The sequence below is a fragment of the Niallia sp. FSL W8-0177 genome (genome assembly GCF_038006285.1).
In the GTDB taxonomy this organism is placed as follows: domain Bacteria; phylum Bacillota; class Bacilli; order Bacillales; family Cytobacillaceae; genus Niallia; species Niallia circulans_A.
Genome location: NZ_JBBOUX010000001.1, coordinates 2663649 through 2682956 on the forward strand (window position 1 = coordinate 2663649; position 19308 = coordinate 2682956).

The following is a 19308-nucleotide window of genomic DNA, read 5'->3' on the forward strand; positions in this document are numbered from 1 at the left end:
GTTATTTAACACTAATATAAAACTAAGGCACGAAATAGTCGCGCCTTAGTTTTTTTACTTACTTCTATTATGCAACAGTTTTACTGTTTTCTACAAGGAAATCGATTGCTTTTCTCATTTTTATGTCCATTTGTAAGTTTTCAACGCCGCCTAATGCTTGTTTAATAGCATCTACTGGCATATTGTACATTTGAGACATATTTTCGAGTTCAGCATTCACTTCTTCTTCTGTTACTTCGATGTTTTCTGCAGCAACGATAGCTTCAAGTGTTAAGTTTGAACGAACACGTTTTTCAGCGTCTTCTTTCATTTGATCTTTAAGTGCTGCTTCATCTTGTCCTGAGAATTGGAAGTATAGCTCAAGATTCATACCTTGCATTTGTAAACGTTGTTCAAATTCGCTCATCATGCGGTCGATTTCTGTATCAATCATTGCTGATGGAATATCCATTTTCGCATTTTCAGAAGCTTTTTCTACAACTGTATCACGAACTGTGTGCTCTGCTTGATGCTTTTTATCATTTTCTAAACGAGTTTTAATTTTTTCTTTTAATTCAGCTAATGTTTCCGCTTCTTCATCTACATCTTTAGCAAATTCATCATCTAATTCAGGAAGTTCTTTCCCTTTGATTTCATGAACTGTTACTTTAAATGTCGCAGGCTTACCAGCTAAATCTTCAGCATGGTATTCTTCTGGGAATGTAACTTCAACTTCAGTTGATTCGCCAGTAGCAACTCCCACTAATTTTTCTTCAAACCCAGGAATAAATTGTCCTGAACCAAGTTCTAATGAGAAGTTCTCAGCAGTTCCACCTTCAAAAGCAACTCCATCTTGGAATCCTTCGAAGTCGATAACAACTGTATCTCCTAATTCAGCAGTTCCTTCTTCTTTTACTACTAATTCAGCTTGTTTTTCTTGCAATGCTTTAATTTCCGCTTCAACTTCTTCATCTGTAACTGTTGTTTCTACAGCAGGTACTTCTAACCCTTTGTATTCACCTAATGTTACTTCAGGTTTCACTGTAACAGTTGCTTTGAAAATTAAAGATTTTCCTTTTTCGATTTGTTCTACATCGATTTCAGGACGATCAACTGGCTCGATTCCAGTTTCATCAATTGCATTTGCATAAGCTTCTGGTAAAAGAATATCAATTGCATCTTGGTATAAAGACTCAACACCAAAACGTTGTTCAAACATTCCACGTGGAATTCTACCTTTACGGAAACCTGGAATATTTACTTGCTTAACTACTTTTTTAAATGCTAAATCTAAACCTTCGTTTAGTTTTTCTGCATCTAATTCAATTGTAAGAACACCGCGGTTCCCTTCTAAAACTTCCCATTTAGCTGACATACTATAAATTCCCTCCAACAATCTATTCTACTTTTTCATTACTTCTACTAATGTATAGATTAACTTCTTTATTCTTGTTTGGCTACTATTTCTATCGAAACAGAAAGAACCTCCTAATAGGAAAAAAGTTATCTAGTAAGAAATATACATCTTCGCATTTTCTAAATGCAACCATTACATTATATCATAGGTTCTAGTTGTTTCAACATCCTTGCCTAAATATTAGGATAAGAAATTTGCTCCAGCTGATAAATAAACGTTTTTGCTTGTTCAAATTCAGTCTCATCTACTTCGTATAATACAAATATTTCTTCCTCATCCTCTTGGCCAAAATATTGATTTACAACTGCATGATAAGCCGCAGCCCATGTTTCATCCTTGTATTCTGCTAGCGCAAATGGGTACAGCAAAAACATTTGTCGATCTATTAACATTTTAATATTTTCAAATAAAATAGGGTTATTACTTTCCACATAATCAATGAGAATAGTAATAATTTTCTTATATTGCTCCTGTTCTTTCATATCCTTTAATGCTGTTGGTTGTATGACAATCTTTCGATCAAACTTCTCAATTTCTACTTCTTTTTCATATTCTTGCTCTCTTAAAATATTGATTAGCATCGTTTTTAAAAAAGGATTTTTCTCCACATCAAGAAGATACTGCTTTACTTCTTCTATATATGCGCGAATATTTTTGCTAGACATTTTAGCTATTAGCAACATTTCTTCCTGAGGATCCTCTAAGTTCATTAAACTCTCGGTTGTCTCTTCAGATTCCTCTTCTCGATAATCATCCGCTTGCGATAGGGAAGCGGACTCAGCCATTTTTCTGCTAAATAAAAGCATTTTAGAGAAATGTTCTATTTTATTTGCTGGTATTTGGTGTTCTTCTAGCAAACCTTCAATCGTAGTAACTATTTCTTCATATTCATGTAGCTGGACTAGAATCATAATATACAATTCAAGTACATGGATGTAGTCTCCATCATCTTGTTTCAGTGTTTCCTTCGCTAGATGCTTTGCCTGTTCCAACAATCCTAATTCATAGTAAGCGAGAATGAGTCCAATGTTTATGTCACGATGAAATGGATTTCGTTCTTTTGCTTCTTCTAAAAATGAAATAGCCTCTTTGTATTGCTTTTCTTGAATAGCATCTAATCCTTTTTGCAATAATCGTTTATCTAAATCGGGAAAAAAAACAACGTTATCCTTTTTTTCCTGCTCCCGTTTCTTCATCCTTTTAACCGCCTATACATATTCTTTTTGTTGCTAGTGTAGCTTTTTTTTCTCTAGGATGCAACCTACCTCTTCCATAATGTGGTTGCTGCTAATATTTTTAATCTACAAAAACAAACAACAGCAAAAGGAAAGACCCTTAGAAGATAATGATGTGATCTCCTAAGGGTCCCTTCATTAGATTATTTTGAAACGGCTCTATTTTCATATTCTGCTATTTTATCACTGTATTGAAGGGTGATTTCAATTTCATCCCAGCCGTTAATCAACATTTTTTTCCAATATGGATGGATAGAAAACGATGTTGAAAACCCTTGGTCGTCCTCTACTCTCTCTTTTTCAAGATCTATATGAAGAAAATAGGGTTGGCTTTGGGCAGCTTTTAAAAGATATTCTACTTCATCTGTCTGCAATTGAATTGGAAGCATCCCATTTTTCAAACAGTTTTGATAAAAGATATCTGCAAAAGAGGGAGCAATGACAACGGAAAAGCCAAAATCCTGCAAAGCCCACGGTGCATGCTCTCTTGAAGATCCACATCCGAAGTTTTTATTCGCAATTAAAATAGAGGCTCCTTGATTTTCAGGTTGATTCAGTTCAAATTCAGGATTCGGTTCGCCATTTTTCAAATAGCGCCAATCAAAAAACGCAAATCTACCAAATCCTGTCTTTTCGATACGTTTCAAAAATTGCTTAGGGATAATTTGATCTGTATCCACATTTACTCGATCCATTGCTACTGCTTTTTCATAAAGCTTCTTAAAGCCACTCATTAGAGACTCCTCCTTTACACTGTTGCTTGTAATTCTGTATTCACTTTGCGAATATCAACAAATCGTCCATTTAACGCTGCTACTGCTGCCATTGCAGGACTGACTAAATGGGTTCTTGCACCTGCTCCTTGTCTTCCCTCAAAATTACGATTAGAAGTGGAAGCACAGTGCTCACCGCTTGGAACTACGTCGTTATTCATGCTTAAGCACATACTGCATCCTGCATCTCGCCACTCGAACCCTGCTTCAACAAACAGTTTATCTAGGCCTTCTGCTTCTGCCTGTTTTTTAACTTGCTGGGAACCTGGAACAACTAATGCTCTTACTCCAGGAAAAACTTTTTGTCCTTTAATCACTGATGCTGCTTGTCTTAAATCTTCTATTCTTGAATTCGTACAAGAACCAATAAACACATGCTGGATCGCGATATCGGTAATCGCCATTCCTTCTTTTAGCCCCATATATTGAAGAGCACTATGTAAAGCGCGACGATCCGTTTCCTCTTGATAAGAATCTGCTGTTGGAATCTTTTCATCTACTTTAGCCGTCATAGATGGATTGGTTCCCCAGCTTACCATTGGCGCAATATCATTGCCATCAATCGTGATAACTTTATCGTAAATAGCATCCTTATCTGAAGCTAAATTACGCCATTCTTGTACTGCTTCATCCCAATTTTCTGGCGCGTGTTTTCTGCCTTTTAAATAGGCAAAAGTCGTTTCATCTGGACAAATTAAGCCTGCACGCGCTCCGCCCTCAATGGACATATTACATATGGTCATTCTTTCTTCCATCGATAGATTGCGAATCACTTCCCCTGTATATTCAATAACGTGGCCAGTTCCAAAGTTGACTCCATGTTTAGAAAGCACATAAAGAATGACATCTTTCGCATTCACACCAAAGGCTAGCTTTCCATTGACCTCAACTTTTAATGTTTTAGGTCTTGTTTGCCATAACGTTTGCGTAGCAAGTACATGTTCTACCTCACTTGTGCCTATTCCAAATGCTAGTGCCCCAAACGCACCATGGGTTGATGTATGACTATCCCCACAAACGATTGTTTTACCAGGCTGAGTTAATCCAAGTTCTGGACCAATCACATGAACAATCCCCTGCTCCGGACTTTGCAGACCAGCTAATGGGATATCAAATTCTACACAGTTTTTTTCTAATGTGGTCATCTGATTTAAGGCAATTTCGTCGTCTATCTTAAAGCGGTTAATCGTTGGCACATTATGATCCATTGTGGCAAAAGTTCGGTCTGGCCTTCTCACTTTGCGATTTTTCATTCTTAATCCGGAAAATGCTTGCGGTGAGGTTACTTCATGGACAAGATGCAAATCAATATATAATAAATCCGGCTTTCCCTCTTCTCTATGTACTACATGTTTTTCCCAAATTTTATCGATAATGGATTTTCCCATTACTTTACCCTCCAATCCATATTTTTTCCCTGTTGTTGATTAAAGGGCTGTCAAAGTATTCTTTTGACGAGCCCTTTAACATTTCATTTCTCTCTATTATTAGTCCCTTATCCAATCACTGCCACTTTTGATGAACTGTGTTTATTTATATGCCCTTTGTGCAATTTTTACATTAATTTGAGCTGTTCTTAGGTGATTTTCTATTTTTTCAACTAACTTGCATTGCTTATCAGCCAAATTCTTGATTTTTCAGCCAAACCACGCTATTTATCAGCCAAACTTCTGTTTTTTCAGCCAAACCACGCTACTTATCAGCCAAACTTCTATTTTTTCAGCCAAACCACGCTATTTATCAGCCAAACTCATTATCCCACAGCAGAGCAACCTTGTTATAATACTTGTGTCACTTTTGCAAGCTGATGAATTTCTTTCTCAACTGCTTCCACCATCGCAGTCGTCGAAACAATTTTACAGTTTGGTGAAAGAATATCTCTTGTTCTATAACCTTGATTTAGAACATTATTTACCGCCTCTTCTATAATCGAAGCTTCTTTCTCCATTTGAAAAGATAATCGCAACATCATACTTACAGATAAAATCGTTGCAAGGGGATTAGCGATATTTTCTCCAGCGATATCTGGTGCAGATCCGTGGATCGGTTCATAAAGATATGGTCCATCTGCTGACATGCTGCTCGATGCCAACATTCCTAATGATCCTGTTAGCACGGATGCTTCATCGCTTAAGATATCGCCAAACATATTTTCTGTGACAATCACATCAAATTGTTTTGGATTTCGAACAAGCTGCATTGCTGCATTATCTACAAGCATATGTTCAAGCATAACATCTGGATATTTTTCCGCTATTTTACTTGCGATTTCTCGCCATACTCTACTAGTCTCTAAAACATTGGCTTTATCAACAGAAGTAACTTTTTTTGATCGCGTTCTAGCAATTTCAAATGCTTTCTCAATAACTCGCTCGATTTCTTCATTTTTGTATAATAGTGTATCTACAGCACCAGGTTTCCCATCGATAATCGTTCGTTCGCTTGGCTTTCCAAAATAGATGCCGCCTGTCAATTCACGGACAACAACCAAATCTACTCCTTCAATAATATCTGCTTTAAGGGGAGATGCTTCCGCCAAGCTTTCATAACAGGTTGTTGGACGAATGTTCGCAAATAAGTTCAATTCTTTTCTTATTTTTAATAGTCCTTGCTCTGGACGTTTTTCAACAGGAAGCGCATCCCATTTCGGTCCACCTACTGCCCCTAAAAGAATTGCATCACTATTTTTACAAATGGTAATCGTCTCATTAGGTAATGGTGTTCCTGTTTTATCTGTCGCACATCCACCAATATCTACGTATGTAACTTCAAACTGGTGACTAAATAATGTCTCTATTAACTGCAAAATCTTCATAGCGCCTGCTACTATTTCAGGTCCAATTCCATCACCTGGCAATACGGCGATTCTTTTTTTCATTTCTACTCGCTCCCTATATCAAAGCTTGATGTTTTAGACCTCAATCCCTACACTTTTTCAAGAAATTGTTCTTTGGCAAGAATCCCTCTATTAATCGCATTTATATAGGCCTTTGCAGAGGCTATTAATACATCTTGGTCTAAACCTCTTCCTGTACTTTCTTTTTCGTCATATTGAACTCTGACAAATACTTGAGCTAATGCATCTCTGCCAGCTCCCAGTGACTGAATTCGATAATCTTCCAACTTCACCTGGCCAGATATAGACATTTCCAATGTGTTATATAATGCTTCAACACTTCCAGAACCAGTGCCATGTTGAATAATCAGTTCATTTTTCGGACCGAAAAGTTTCACTGTTGCATCTGCTTCATTATCATTTTTATGTTGAACCTTTACGTCCACTAACTCATAATACTTCTCTTCTTTAGCTAGCTTCTTCTCTAAAACAATGGCAATAATGTCTTCATCAGAAATTTCTTTTTTATGATCTGCTAAATCCTTAAAGGCCATAAAAAGATCTTTCACATCCTCATCATTCACTCGCAGCCCTAGTTCGTTCAGCTTTGTTTTAAACGCATGGCTGCCTGAATGCTTCCCGAGAACCATATTATTGTTGTTTACATAGCCTACAAGCTCTGGAGAAATAATTTCATAAGTCGTTTTCTCCTTAAGAACACCATCCTGATGAATACCAGATTCATGAGCAAAAGCATTGCGACCAACAATCGCTTTATTTCCAGGAACTAGCATGCCCGTTAATTCACTTACAAGACTGCTTGTTCTACTAATTTCTTTTAAATTAATTCTTGTTTTTTCTTGATAATGATCATTTCTAATATGAAGCGCTACCACTATTTCTTCCATAGAAGCATTGCCAGCACGCTCTCCGATACCATTAATCGTACATTCTACTTGTGTTGCCCCATTTTCGATAGCAGCTAATGAGTTTGCTGTCGCCATCCCTAAATCATCATGACAATGAGTAGAGAGAGAAACTTTGTCAATAGATGGAACATTATTTTTTAAATATTGAAAAACTTCTCCATATTCGTTAGGCGTTATATAGCCTACTGTGTCTGGTATATTAATAATTCGTGCTCCCGCTTGAATAACTTCTTCTATTATCTCTGCTAAAAATGGCAATTCTGTCCGACATGCATCCTCTGCACTCCATTGAATAACTGGGAATCTTTCAGCTGCATACTTTACAGCTGAAACAGCTCTTTCGATCACTTGCTCTTTCGAAAGTTTTAGCTTATATTCCCGATGGATAGGACTTGTTGCTAAAAATACATGAATTCTTGGTTCTGCTCCATCCTTTAATGCTTCCCAAGCTGCATCAATATCAGATGTTACCGCTCTTGCTAGGCCGGTAACAGAGCTATTTTTTATTGTACGTGCAATTTGTTGAACAGATTGAAAATCACCTTTAGAGGCAGCAGGAAAGCCTGCCTCTATAATGTCTACATTCAATTTTTCTAACTGCTCAGCAATAACCAACTTCTCAGCCAAATTTAAGTTTACGCCAGGAGATTGCTCTCCATCTCTCAATGTCGTATCAAATATCTTAATTTTTGCCACTACCCACCACTTCTTTCTTTCGCGAGCTTTTAACAAATGGCATCATTGCCCGCAATTCTTTCCCAACCTTCTCGATTAGATGCTCGCTCTCTCTATCATTAATTGCGTTGAATACTGGTCTATTCGCTTGATTTTCAAGAATCCATCCTTTTGCAAATTTACCTTCTTGAATATCTGTAAGGACAGCTTTCATTTCTTTTTTCACCTCATCTGTAACAATACGTGGTCCTGTTACAAAATCGCCCCATTGTGCGGTATCAGAAATAGAATATCTCATTCCTGCCATTCCATCTTCATACATCAAATCAACAATTAATTTCAGCTCATGTAAACATTCAAAATATGCTAATTCTGGTTGATATCCAGCTTCTACTAATGTTTCAAAGCCTGCTTTTACTAGTGCTGTAAGCCCTCCACATAGAACCGCTTGTTCACCAAAAAGATCTGTTTCTGTTTCTTCTTTAAACGTTGTCTCCAGCGCTCCTGCACGTAATGCTCCAATCGCTTTTGCGTAAGCAAGTGCCAGTTCTCTCGCCTCACCAGTTACATCTTGATAGATTGCAAATAATGCTGGGACTCCTGCTTCTTGTTCATATGTTCTTCTTACTAGGTGACCTGGACCTTTAGGAGCAACTAATAGTACATCACTCTCACTAGGTGGAACAATTTGATTAAAATGAATATTAAATCCATGGGCAAACATTAACGCTTGATTTGTTAAGTTAGGTTTAATTTCTTCATTATATACTTTTGTTTGTAGTTCATCTGGAAGCAAAATCATCACAATATCAGCCTTAGCTGTTGCTTCTCCAACTGGAAATACGTCAAATCCGTCTTCCACTGCTTTATTCCATGAATTCCCTTTTCTTAACCCGATGATTACTGAAACACCACTATCCTTCATATTTAAAGCATGTGCGTGGCCTTGTGATCCATAACCAATCACTGCAACTGTTTTCCCGTTAAAATATCCTAAATTTGCGTCTCCGTTATAATACATTTTTGCCATAATTAATCTCCCTTTCGTCTGTAAAAATTAGATTTATTTAATATTAGAATTAAACGATAGAATAGTTACTTTTATGATTTGCTATTTTTTGAGAGCCACGAGGGAATGCGGTTGTGCCTGTTCTAGCCAACTCTTTAATCCCATATGGTCTAAGCAGTTCAATAAAAGCTTCAATTTTTGATGATTCACCAGTAATTTGAATAACGAGGCTTTCTTTACTTACATCGATTACCGAACCTCTAAATGGCTCAATAACTGAGTATAATTCATGCCTTGTCTGCGGTGTTGCAAGTACTTTAATTAAAGCCAGCTCTCTTTGGACAATTGCTTGATCGGTGATATCCACCACTTTCAAAATATCAATCTGCTTATTTAGCTGTTTTGTGATTTGTTCAATGATGCCATCACTCTCAACATGCACCACACAAGTAATCCTTGAAATTCCTTCATGCTCCGTATGCCCTACCGATATACTTTCAATGTTGTAGTTTCGTTTTGAAAAAAGATTAGTAATTCGGTTTAACACACCAGATTTATTCATAACAGTTAGGCTAATTATTTTCTTCATGGCTTCATCCCTACCATTTCGTGTAATCCTTTCCCTGGTGCAATCATTGGATAGACATTTTCATCTGGATCAATACGGAAATCCAATAATACAGGTTCTCTTATCGCTAACACTTCATCCAGAATATTAGCAGCTTCATCAACTGATGAGATTTGATATCCCTTTATTCCATATGCTTCTGCTAAAGCAACGAAGGACGGTTGATAAGATTCTTTACTATGTGAAAAACGAGATTCATAGAATATTTCTTGCCACTGTCTTACCATTCCCAACGCCCGATTATTAAAGATAATAATCTTGATTGGCAAATTTAATTCTCTTATTAAAGCAAGCTCTTGACTGCACATTTGGAAGCCGCCATCCCCGCTGATTGCAAGCACTGTTGCTTTTGGATCTGCTAATTGCGCTCCAATACTGGATGGAAGACCAAATCCCATTGTTCCTAATCCTCCAGATGTTACCCAGCGATTGGATTCTTTAAAATGATAGTATTGCGCTGCCCACATCTGATGCTGTCCAACATCTGTTGTAACAATCGCTTCCCCTTTTGTTTTTTCAAAGAGCATCTCCAAAACTTGCTGCGGTTTTAGAAGATTGGATTCTTTGTAATAATACGGATACTCATTTTTCCAATTTTCAATCTTTTCTAACCATGCGTTATGGTTTGATTGCAAGCCTTTTTGTTTTATTAGCATAGTTAATGCTTCTTTCGCATCTGCAACTATTGGAATCTTCGTTGGGACAATTTTGCCGATTTCTGCTGGATCAATATCTATATGGGCTTTAATAGCATTTGGTGCAAAATGAACTAGATTTCCTGTTAACCGATCATCAAATCTTGCTCCGACATTGATTAATAAATCCGCCTCATATAAGGCCATATTAGCAGCATAGCACCCATGCATTCCTCCCATCCCAACAAACAACTTATTATCAGCTGGAAAACCACCTAATCCAAGAAGCGTGTGTACAACTGGAATTTGTTGTTGTTCTGCGTATTCCAGTAATTCTGCACTCGCTTTTGCAAAATTGACACCAGCACCTGCCAAAATTACTGGTTTTTTTGCAGCACTTACAGCTTCTGTTAATTTTCGAATCTGCAAGTAATTCGGCTGTGTCTTCGGCTGATAACCAGGAAGCTCAATATCCTGTTCAGCAGGAACGTCTGAAATGGTTGCAGCAATATCCTTTGGAATATCAATTAATACAGGACCAGGTCTTCCACTTGTCGCTATATAAAACGCTTCTTTAATGATTCTTGGAATATCTTCAAGGTTACGAACCTGACAATTATATTTTGTTATTGGGGTAGTGATCCCTAAAATGTCCGCTTCTTGAAAAGCATCTGTACCAATCACCCCTGTTGCTACTTGGCCTGTAAAGACAACTAGCGGTAATGAATCCATCATCGCATCGGCAAGCCCTGTTACAATATTTGTTGCACCTGGACCTGATGTTGCAATGACTACTCCTGGTTTTCCAGAAATTCTCGCATACCCTTCTGCTGCATGAATGCCGCCTTGCTCATGTCTAGGTAAAACATGAAATATTTTCGAATCGTAAATCTTATCATAAATTGGTAAAACAGCCCCTCCAGGGTATCCGAAAATAAATTCTACATTTTCTTTCTCCAAAGCCTGCAATAAGAGATCAGCACCAGTTAACGGTTTCACTTGGGCCTTTGTATTTTCAAAGGCAGTCTCCTGTAACATTTGTATAACCTCCCTAAAATACTTTCCTTTTACTTCTTTACATAAATACTACCAAGAAAGGCTTTTCTAACAAAAAAGCCTTCCCACCTCCAATGGTTACTAATGGCTTTTAGTAAACAAAGGGGTGAAAAGGCATTTCCTTTCCACGGTACCACCCTCATTCATACACTAATGGATAAGCGTATGCACTTTATGAACGGTTCGTTCTCTTTTGATAACGAGTGGAAACACTCGGTTAGCTCTAATAGGGAGACCTTTCAAGCTAACACTCTGAGGTGAGTTCATTAACTATTGGTTCACCGATTTACACCAACCACCGGCTCTCTGTGGAATCCAAATAGAAAACTACTTATCCTCTTCATCGAATTACTATATTTACTATGTTAAACAAAGTCAGTTTGTCATGTTGTCTTTTGCCTGTTTTTACAAGTTGAACATCTTGTGTTTTTCATTTATTGAGGTTATCTTACGCTGAATTTAAACAGGAGTCAACACCATTTTTGAGAATTATTTGATTATTTAAACAACAACCCACTAATCAGGAAACGCTTACATTATTGGTCTATAAAGAATGCCTGTACTTTTTAATCGTTCAAAAAATTTTTTAAAATTCTTTTTTTACTGAAAATACATCACTTTCTTACATTTCCATTTTCCTATGGTGCTCATTATAATAAAATAATTCTTTCTTTTAAAGAAAAGTGTTAAATAATCTAACACGTTTTTTTATTGCGCAACATACTCCCTAAAACAAGAAATGCAACCGCACTTAAAGAAAGCGATTGCATTAGAGAGTTAAATTAAGATACGGCACATATATCTTGAATCCACGATAAACGGATTTGATACGTATTTTCTTTGTCATCTTTTAAATCAATTGTTTGATCGTTGAGATTTAACTTCTGAACCTGTCCTTTAATTGTTTCTAATAATCCATTCTTATAATAATTAATAACTATAAGCCTACTTCTTCCTAATTCCTTGAGAATCATGGTGCATATCTCCTTCTATATTTTTTATATTAATGTTCATCTATTCACATTGTTTCATTTCTAGTTTATTTAACTTAAATCTATTATACATAATAATAGTAAGCGTTTTCAAGTATTTTACGTGATTTTCTGAACATTATTTTTCTTACTTCCATTATTACCTATTTTGTTTCTCTTTATTCCTTTCCAGGTAATTTTCTCCCCCTTTTTCCTTGCCAATTCCTATTGCATCTGTAGATTGGGAAAGTTCAGTGCGAATAAATCGTTATATAGAAAAGGGGTATCCCTTTCTAACTCTTACATCGTTTGTAAAAAAAGATAACCAAACAAGAGCTTATAATAGGATTTCACAAAGGTTATTCCTTCATCATTATTCTAATATAAGATAGACAAAATTTTCTTTCTATTTGAAAAACAAAACTTCCTAACAGCTAATAAAGGACTCTTTTTCTAAAAAAATCTCTGTTTATTCTTTTCATAAGGGGGAATATATACTATATGCAAGAACTAATTGTTTAAAGGAGGAATAGGTATATGACAAAAAGTGTTGTAGGTATATATGATTCTCCTGAAGCTACAGTAAATGCTATTGAGGAACTTCTCTCTAAAGGATATTCACCAAATCATATTTCCGTTATTACAAGAAGCGAACAAACTGCATTAATCGAGCAAGAGACAAATGTAGATACTGCAAGTGGAATTGATGAAGTAGAACCAACATCTTTTTTAGATCGGTTAAAGACTTTCTTTTCCGATACTGATACAGAGCCATATGAAAAAGAGTTACAAGAAGGGAAATACATTGTTCTTCTCGATAATGACACAGAGTCAGAAGAAGAGAAGCTAAATAAATTAAACTTCGATAATAATGAAGTAGATGTTATACCATCTCAAACGATGAATACAACAGTGGAACGCAAAAAAATATAGCCAGAAAAAGAGGGGGAACGCCCCCTCTTTTTTTTGATATGTCCCAACCTTTAATTAGGTAAAATTTCTTCTTTTCTCACATAAAAACCCCTCCAGTTACATTAAACTGGAGGGGCATTTAAAAGCATAGCTTAAAATGCTTGCATAATAAAAAAGGATTCTGAATCGATGGCCGAAGCTGCGACAGAATCCTTTATTGTTACGTCCCAGGAGAGATTCGAACTCCCGACCGACGGCTTAGAAGGCCGTTGCTCTATCCAGCTGAGCTACTGGGACATGTTTTAAATTGCAATCAATTATTTCAGCGATAACTACCTCAACTAGTATATCATATACAAGTTCATTAGAATAGTATCTCTAAGCAAATCTTCTCATTAATTATTCGTCAATAACGCATTTACAAAAAGCCCTGAAACAACCAATTAACTATTTACAAAAATACGTCCCAGGAGAGATTCGAACTCCCGACCGACGGCTTAGAAGGCCGTTGCTCTATCCAGCTGAGCTACTGGGACATGCTATGTATTTATTCAGTCCTTATGAGGACAATAGTTATTATATGATTATAGCAACATAAAGTCAATAGTTTAGTGAACCTTTTTTTCCTAATGAGGAATTTTTTTCTTCCTCATTAGGAAAAAGCCGACTAAAAAGGAAATTCACTTGTTAATTCTGGTAGTAATCCACTATGAAAATCATAAACTTCTGTCACAAATCGATCCATTTCAATCGTTAAAATAACATACGTTTGTTCTTTTCTTCCTCTAGGCAGTCTTAAACTACCGGGATTAATGAAAAGAACATCATCAACTACTTCCATCCCCAAGAAATGAGAATGGCCGAAACAGGCAATATTTGCCCCCACTTCCTTTGCCTTATACAGCAAGTTATTAAGGGAGGATTTGACGCCATATAGATGTCCATGTGTTAAAAAAATCTTTTTATCTGCAATTTCTTGAGTGGTCTCTGTTGGAAATTTGTCTTCATAATCACAGTTACCTTGAACAGTAATATACCCCTTCATCACTTCCTCACTTGCTGATAGCTCAGAATCCCCACAATGCAGAAATAACTCGACATCTTCTTCATGTCTTTTTTTTAAAGCACCTAACTCGGATACCAATCCATGACTGTCACTTACAATCAAAATTTTCATCCAGTTCTATTTCCCTTCTTTAAAAACAGTCGGAAGCTGTTCTTTTAGTTTTTTCAATGCGTTTGCACGATGACTAATTTTATTTTTCTTTTCAGGCGGCAATTCCGCCATTGCCTTTTCTTCTGCTTCTACATAAAAGATTGGATCATAGCCAAATCCATATTCTCCTCTTCTTTCCTCCAGAATAACCCCTTCACAAGTTCCAGTAAATGTTAAGGAGTCTTCATTTGGAATCGCAACTGCTAATGTACAACAAAAACGAGCAGTTCGTTTTTCTAATGGTACACCCTCTAATTCATACAAAACCTTGTCCATATTATCTTGATCATTCTTTTGTTCTCCTGCGTAACGTGCGGAATATACTCCTGGTCTCCCATTTAATGCATCAATAACAAGACCAGAATCATCGGAAATAACGACACGATTTAACAGCTTAGAAATCGTTTCTGCTTTAAGGAGAGCATTTTCTTCAAATGTTGTTCCTGTCTCTTCTACATCTTGGACATCTGGAAAATCTAATAGTGTTTTTACTTCATAGCCAAGTGGTGAAAACATTTGTACAAATTCTTTTGCTTTGCCTGTATTCTTAGTTGCAATAATAATTTCTTTCATTGTAAAACTCCTTTAGTCTCTATTTGTTATTTCTTATGTTGAACTATGTAAATTAATGTACTTTCTTATAGTTTACTACGCTTAAAATCATCCGTCTAATATCAGTATATACCCTTTCTTTCTTATTTCCAAAGGCAGTTTTGTGAAGTTTATGCGATGATATCCATTCGCTCACCTACAGAAAGCAAACCATTATTCCTAGAATCACTTATCACTAAATAAAAATAAAGTTATTATTTCATTTGAACGAAACAATTTCACCCTAAGAACGTATTTATTATAACAAGCCAATTTATACCACTAATCAAAGAAAAGAGGTAAAACATGTCTTTACACTATCAGGAGTATGGTGATAAAAGTGCTCCACTGATGCTATTTATACATGGTGGTGGAGTAAGTGATTGGATGTGGGATAAGCAAATTCAATACTTCACTCATTATCACTGTGTTGTTCCCCTCTTACCTGAACATGGATTGAATAATGATAAAGTTAAATTTACTATAAAAGGGAGTGCACAAGCATTAATTAAATTAGTGGAAGATAAAGCTAGAGGAAAGAAAGTAATCTTAATTGGATTTTCTTTAGGTTCTCAAGTCATTGTGGAAATGATCAGTATGAAACCAGATATAATGAATTTTGCCATAATCAATAGCGCTTCAGTTAGACCGATTTTATGGGCAAAGAAAGTAATAAAACCTACTATTGCATTAACCTACCCATTAATTCAAAATAAGACCTTTTCCAAACTGCAAGCCAGAACACTATATATCAGCAATGACTATTTTGAAAAATATTATGAAGAAAGTTGTCAAATAAGTTCTGATACCCTTGTTCGAGTATTGGTAGAAAATATGTCCTATCAACTCCCTAAAAACTTTGCAGAGGCCACTGGAAAAATATTGGTTACGGTTGGTGAAAAAGAAAAAGCCATGATGAAAAAATCTGCAAAAGATATTGTAGCGGCAAATTCGAATGGAATCGGCGTGATTATCCCTAATATTGGCCATGGAGTATCTTTCGCTATGCCTGATTTTTTTAATCATATGGTCGAAACGTGGATTCAAAAAGGTGTTTTACTAAATGAATGTAAAGTGATAAGTTAATATTTATTATTTGCTAAGGAAAGTTTTTGTCTCCCAAAAAATAACGCTCATACGAAGAAGGGGACAAGAATATAACTATTCTCGTCCCCTTTATCCATTATTAGAAGCTACCAGTATTCACATTTTCTGGGCGTGTCACTGGTTTAGTTAAACTTTTTCCTTCTGCGTTCACTAAATCTGCTTCTCCATTCACAGTAACAGCAACACTTTCAATGCCTTCTTGCTCTGTTAAGGATAATACTAATGAATTTAATACTTCATCAGCCAGTACCTTTTCTTCTCCATTTAAGCCACTCGAATATATATTCTCGTTAAAGTTTAACGTAACCTTGCCATCTTCTACAATTGGATCATCCAACAGCTTTACGTCATTAGGTAATAAGCTTGTCAGAGCTGCTCCTCCGCCCATACCAGGTCCTTCTATTAGCTCTCCTACTGCAGCAGCGACATTATTTTCTTCGCCATTACTAATACGCTTCGTTACTGGCACATAATAATAGGAGTCCAACTCTCCACCAATATAATAAACAGTCAATGGTCTTGTGTTTGTAATGTCTGTGACATCATCTGTATTAATGTTGATGCCATCCGCTCTTGTTAATGCCCCTTGAATTGGCGTTTTATTTACAGGCATCTCTGTCAGCTCATGACCATTTAACGAAAGCTTCACACTATCGATGGAATCAAATTGTGTCAATGTCCATGTAATGGACTGCAAGATTTTCTCTTCATCTTTAGCCTCGTATTCTTTGAATTCCTTGGAAAAATCTACAGTAGCCACTTTATCTTTATCTACATTAATACTTATTTTTGTATCTTGAGGAATTACTGCTTGAAAATCATTTGGTAGCAATTCAGAAACTTTCCCACCCTTAACTAAATATTCCAAGCTTTCTTTTGCAATCGAATTCGTTTTTGGCAGATTTAATGTTTGAGGAACGACATACCCATTTTTATCCATTAAGTATAATTCAACTGGCATTGCATCCTCTTTCGCCACTTCACCAGTTGTTTCCTTATCCGCATCCTTTTTAACTGCATCCTCTTTATACGAAGTAGTTTGCGGTGGATCGACTTTTTCTTTATCTCCTAACAAGCTACAACCAGAGATCAACACAGATGATATGATAACCGCTGAAACAATGGTCAATTTGTTATTCTTAGACATCTTCATCACTCCTAAGACAGTTTGTACTAATATATATACGAGCCTATATTTTTTTTAGACCGTCTTTAGGATATTTTTTTCAAAAAAAGACTGTCTCCCTATTTCCATTGCAAAATGTTTAGATGGGAAATCGTCTAAACATGATGTAATAGAACAGAAGACAGTCTTCTTTATTATGTTAATTTAACTGTTTCAACAGCATGTATTTCTTGATTCAGCCAATTGGAAGCGATGCGGGCAAACATCTCTTTTGATCCAGTTGTATAAAAATAATGTTCTACTTGATTCTCTCCAGAAGCAAGTTCATCATGATGGTTGAGAATAGTACTAACTTCGCGGGCAGTTTCTGCTCCAGAACTAATTACCTTTACCTTTTTTCCCATCTCTTCCTGTATAACTTTTGCTAACAAAGGATAATGGGTACAACCAAGAATTAGAGTATCTATCTCTTTATTCTTTAATGGCCATAGCGTTTCTTTCACAATTTTCCTTGCGACTGGTCCATCATATTCGCCGCTCTCCACTAAAGGGACAAATTTTGGACATGCTAAACTAATTGTTCTCACTCGATTATTAATCTTCTTTAATGCTGTTTCATATGCCCGACTTCGAACAGTACCTAATGTTCCAATCATACCTATATAATTATTTTTCGTTACCTTAATTGCTGTCCGTGCACCTGGAACGATTACGCCAATCACCGGAATAGACAGCTGTTCGCGTATCTCCTCTAGTGCGACTGCAGTAGCTGTATTACAGGCAATCACAAGCATCTTTATGTTTTTCTTCAACAGGAACCTAGTCATTTCCCAAGTAAATTTCTTCACTTCTTCTCCCGTTCTTGGGCCATATGGACATCTTGCCGTATCCCCTAAGTAAACGATATTTTCAAAAGGAAGCTGTCGCATTATCTCCTTTGCAACTGTTAATCCACCAACCCCAGAATCTATAACCCCTATTGCTCTTTCCAAAAAACCGCCTCATTTTTCTCGCATTACTTGATGTAACCGCATAAAATTTTTCTTTAATTCTTCAATATCTTCCGTTGAGTACTCATTTAATACCTCTTGAAGATAACCTTGACGCTTCTTGATAACTTCGTCAATTAATCTTTTTCCTTCTTCTAGCATATGAATACGAACCACACGTCGATCATTGGGATCCTTCACTCTTTGAACTAACTGATTTTTTTCCATCCGATCAACCAAATCTGTCGTAGTACTAAACGCAAGGAACATTTTATTAGATAATTCCCCAATCGTCATATCCCCTTCTTCAAATAGCCATTGTAAGGCAACAAATTGAGGAGGAGTCATCGTATAATTACTTAAAATCTCTCTTCCCTTTTGTTTGATAATACCAGATATGTAGCGCATATCTTTTTCGATTGTAGCTATATTCTTTAAGTATTCCTTTACATCTTTTTCTTCAGTCATCATGATTACAACTCCCATATATAAATATACAAATATAATGAATATCCGACAATTTTCTATAAATCAGTACCTCTAATTATAATCTACAATTCTCCCCTCGTAAATGTATAAGGTGAAAAGTTAATGTCCATGTAAAAATTGCCGAATAAAGCCATGATTCCACTACTTATTCACATTAAAAAGAAGATGACCCATATAAGCGGTAAAGGAGTGGAATTTCCTGCCCGCTTATACAAGATCATCTTCTTTATTATAGTTCTAGTTCTCCCATTCTAAGGAGTTCTACAACAGCCTGTGAACGCCCCTTCACGCCCAGCTTCTGCATAGCATTAGAAATATGATTTCGAACTGTTTTCTCGCTTATGAATAAATCACTCGCGATTTCCTTAGTCGTTTTATCTTGGACTAACAGCTCAAATACTTCTCTTTCTCTTTTGGTTAATAATGGCTTGTGAGTAAATTCATTCTCCTTCAAGTAGTGTAACCCTCCTTGCCTTTGCCAGCTATGAACTTTGGGATGGGTATAGTTATAGTCTGAATATATTATGTAAGATGACACCTTGGAGTGACTGGATTTAAGCAAATTAGGAAAGGTTTTTTCGGTTTTTCATGATTAGTACTCCATTCCCAACATTTGACGATAATTTTACGTACTTATGAACTTTCAACACACGAATTTTCATTATAAAATAGTCAAAATGTAGTACGTGCAATTATCATCCCTTTTTCCAAGCTTTCTAAAAAAATCGTGTTATA

The 19308-nt window shown here is 36.2% G+C and carries 18 protein-coding genes, 2 tRNA genes and 1 other annotated feature; of the genes, 2 read left to right on the forward strand and 18 right to left on the reverse strand.

What is annotated here, in order from left to right; translation table 11 throughout:
* Positions 1 to 67 precede the first annotated feature (67 nt).
* From tig to NST77_RS13240, 10 genes are all read right to left on the reverse strand, one after another.
* Entirely contained in the window at positions 68 to 1354 is a 1287-nt protein-coding gene (tig, locus tag NST77_RS13195; RefSeq protein WP_047943562.1) for a trigger factor, read from the reverse strand.
* A 215-nt stretch (positions 1355 to 1569) separates the two neighbouring features.
* Positions 1570 to 2592 (reverse strand): tetratricopeptide repeat protein, encoded by a 1023-nt coding sequence (locus NST77_RS13200; protein WP_095331527.1) that lies wholly within the window; start codon positions 2590 to 2592, stop codon positions 1570 to 1572.
* Between the two features lie 182 nt (positions 2593 to 2774).
* Positions 2775 to 3365 carry a 3-isopropylmalate dehydratase small subunit gene (gene leuD / locus NST77_RS13205; RefSeq protein ID WP_095331526.1) on the reverse strand — a complete coding sequence of 197 codons (591 nt, stop codon included), beginning with the start codon at positions 3363 to 3365 and terminating at the stop codon, positions 2775 to 2777.
* Positions 3366 to 3379: 14 nt separating this feature from the next.
* The gene (gene leuC, locus NST77_RS13210; RefSeq protein ID WP_123258060.1) at positions 3380 to 4792 is read right to left on the reverse strand and encodes a 3-isopropylmalate dehydratase large subunit; all 1413 of its coding nucleotides are present in this window, start codon (positions 4790 to 4792) and stop codon (positions 3380 to 3382) included.
* Between the two features lie 389 nt (positions 4793 to 5181).
* Positions 5182 to 6282 (reverse strand): 3-isopropylmalate dehydrogenase, encoded by a 1101-nt coding sequence (gene leuB / locus NST77_RS13215; protein ID WP_341123069.1) that lies wholly within the window; start codon positions 6280 to 6282, stop codon positions 5182 to 5184.
* A 47-nt stretch (positions 6283 to 6329) separates the two neighbouring features.
* Positions 6330 to 7865 carry a 2-isopropylmalate synthase gene (locus tag NST77_RS13220; protein WP_123258061.1) on the reverse strand — a complete coding sequence of 512 codons (1536 nt, stop codon included), beginning with the start codon at positions 7863 to 7865 and terminating at the stop codon, positions 6330 to 6332.
* A complete protein-coding gene (ilvC, locus tag NST77_RS13225; protein ID WP_061798688.1) occupies positions 7852 to 8874 on the reverse strand; it encodes a ketol-acid reductoisomerase in 1023 nt (340 codons plus the stop codon). Before ilvC ends, NST77_RS13220 begins: the two co-directional genes overlap by 14 nt.
* Positions 8875 to 8923: 49 nt before the next feature.
* Positions 8924 to 9442, reverse strand: a complete 519-nt coding sequence (gene ilvN, locus NST77_RS13230; protein WP_095331520.1) for an acetolactate synthase small subunit — start codon at positions 9440 to 9442, stop codon at positions 8924 to 8926.
* On the reverse strand, positions 9439 to 11154 hold the full coding sequence (gene ilvB, locus NST77_RS13235; protein WP_095331518.1) for an acetolactate synthase large subunit: 1716 nt from the start codon (positions 11152 to 11154) through the stop codon (positions 9439 to 9441). The genes ilvN and ilvB overlap by 4 nt, the downstream gene beginning before the upstream one ends.
* A gap of 117 nt (positions 11155 to 11271) precedes the next feature.
* Positions 11272 to 11525, reverse strand: a binding site (T-box leader).
* Between the two features lie 429 nt (positions 11526 to 11954).
* Positions 11955 to 12146, reverse strand: coding sequence for a YolD-like family protein (locus NST77_RS13240; protein WP_095331517.1), 192 nt, complete (start codon positions 12144 to 12146; stop codon positions 11955 to 11957).
* A gap of 534 nt (positions 12147 to 12680) precedes the next feature.
* Here NST77_RS13240 and NST77_RS13245 point away from each other — a divergent pair.
* Entirely contained in the window at positions 12681 to 13076 is a 396-nt protein-coding gene (locus NST77_RS13245) for a general stress protein (protein WP_095331515.1), read from the forward strand.
* 202 nt (positions 13077 to 13278) lie between these two features.
* On the opposite strand, the gene NST77_RS13250 is transcribed toward NST77_RS13245, so the two are convergent.
* The 4 genes from NST77_RS13250 to NST77_RS13265 all read right to left on the reverse strand — a co-directional run bounded on the left by NST77_RS13250 (position 13279) and on the right by NST77_RS13265 (position 14844).
* A tRNA-Arg gene (locus NST77_RS13250) sits at positions 13279 to 13352 on the reverse strand.
* Between the two features lie 165 nt (positions 13353 to 13517).
* A tRNA-Arg gene (locus tag NST77_RS13255) sits at positions 13518 to 13591 on the reverse strand.
* 131 nt (positions 13592 to 13722) lie between these two features.
* Positions 13723 to 14232: a metallophosphoesterase family protein gene (locus tag NST77_RS13260; protein ID WP_095331512.1), complete on the reverse strand. Its 510-nt coding sequence runs from the start codon at positions 14230 to 14232 to the stop codon at positions 13723 to 13725.
* Positions 14233 to 14238: 6 nt separating this feature from the next.
* The gene (locus NST77_RS13265; protein ID WP_095331510.1) at positions 14239 to 14844 is read right to left on the reverse strand and encodes an XTP/dITP diphosphatase; all 606 of its coding nucleotides are present in this window, start codon (positions 14842 to 14844) and stop codon (positions 14239 to 14241) included.
* A 324-nt stretch (positions 14845 to 15168) separates the two neighbouring features.
* On the opposite strand from NST77_RS13265, the gene NST77_RS13270 reads away from it, so the two are divergent.
* Positions 15169 to 15948 carry an alpha/beta fold hydrolase gene (locus NST77_RS13270; protein ID WP_095331509.1) on the forward strand — a complete coding sequence of 260 codons (780 nt, stop codon included), beginning with the start codon at positions 15169 to 15171 and terminating at the stop codon, positions 15946 to 15948.
* Between the two features lie 100 nt (positions 15949 to 16048).
* Here the strand turns inward: NST77_RS13270 and NST77_RS13275 are convergent, their stop codons facing one another.
* The 4 genes from NST77_RS13275 to gerE all read right to left on the reverse strand — a co-directional run bounded on the left by NST77_RS13275 (position 16049) and on the right by gerE (position 19027).
* Positions 16049 to 17116 (reverse strand): GerMN domain-containing protein, encoded by a 1068-nt coding sequence (locus tag NST77_RS13275; RefSeq protein ID WP_095331508.1) that lies wholly within the window; start codon positions 17114 to 17116, stop codon positions 16049 to 16051.
* A gap of 173 nt (positions 17117 to 17289) precedes the next feature.
* Positions 17290 to 18087, reverse strand: coding sequence for a glutamate racemase (gene racE / locus NST77_RS13280; protein WP_095331506.1), 798 nt, complete (start codon positions 18085 to 18087; stop codon positions 17290 to 17292).
* A gap of 9 nt (positions 18088 to 18096) precedes the next feature.
* Entirely contained in the window at positions 18097 to 18555 is a 459-nt protein-coding gene (locus NST77_RS13285) for a MarR family winged helix-turn-helix transcriptional regulator (protein ID WP_095331504.1), read from the reverse strand.
* A gap of 247 nt (positions 18556 to 18802) precedes the next feature.
* Entirely contained in the window at positions 18803 to 19027 is a 225-nt protein-coding gene (gene gerE / locus NST77_RS13290; protein WP_016201768.1) for a spore germination transcription factor GerE, read from the reverse strand.
* Positions 19028 to 19308: the final 281 nt, after the last annotated feature.

Coding starts and splice junctions, on each gene's coding strand:
- tig (WP_047943562.1), bottom strand. CDS start 1,354: ATGTCAGCTAAATGGGAAGTTTTAGAAGGGAACCGCGGTGTTCTTACA.
- NST77_RS13200 (WP_095331527.1), bottom strand. CDS start 2,592: ATGAAGAAACGGGAGCAGGAAAAAAAGGATAACGTTGTTTTTTTTCCC.
- leuD (WP_095331526.1), bottom strand. CDS start 3,365: ATGAGTGGCTTTAAGAAGCTTTATGAAAAAGCAGTAGCAATGGATCGA.
- leuC (WP_123258060.1), bottom strand. CDS start 4,792: ATGGGAAAATCCATTATCGATAAAATTTGGGAAAAACATGTAGTACAT.
- leuB (WP_341123069.1), bottom strand. CDS start 6,282: ATGAAAAAAAGAATCGCCGTATTGCCAGGTGATGGAATTGGACCTGAA.
- ilvC (WP_061798688.1), bottom strand. CDS start 8,874: ATGGCAAAAATGTATTATAACGGAGACGCAAATTTAGGATATTTTAAC.
- ilvN (WP_095331520.1), bottom strand. CDS start 9,442: ATGAAGAAAATAATTAGCCTAACTGTTATGAATAAATCTGGTGTGTTA.
- ilvB (WP_095331518.1), bottom strand. CDS start 11,154: ATGTTACAGGAGACTGCCTTTGAAAATACAAAGGCCCAAGTGAAACCG.
- NST77_RS13240 (WP_095331517.1), bottom strand. CDS start 12,146: ATGATTCTCAAGGAATTAGGAAGAAGTAGGCTTATAGTTATTAATTAT.
- NST77_RS13245 (WP_095331515.1), top strand. CDS start 12,681: ATGACAAAAAGTGTTGTAGGTATATATGATTCTCCTGAAGCTACAGTA.
- NST77_RS13260 (WP_095331512.1), bottom strand. CDS start 14,232: ATGAAAATTTTGATTGTAAGTGACAGTCATGGATTGGTATCCGAGTTA.
- NST77_RS13265 (WP_095331510.1), bottom strand. CDS start 14,844: ATGAAAGAAATTATTATTGCAACTAAGAATACAGGCAAAGCAAAAGAA.
- NST77_RS13270 (WP_095331509.1), top strand. CDS start 15,169: ATGTCTTTACACTATCAGGAGTATGGTGATAAAAGTGCTCCACTGATG.
- NST77_RS13275 (WP_095331508.1), bottom strand. CDS start 17,116: ATGTCTAAGAATAACAAATTGACCATTGTTTCAGCGGTTATCATATCA.
- NST77_RS13285 (WP_095331504.1), bottom strand. CDS start 18,555: ATGATGACTGAAGAAAAAGATGTAAAGGAATACTTAAAGAATATAGCT.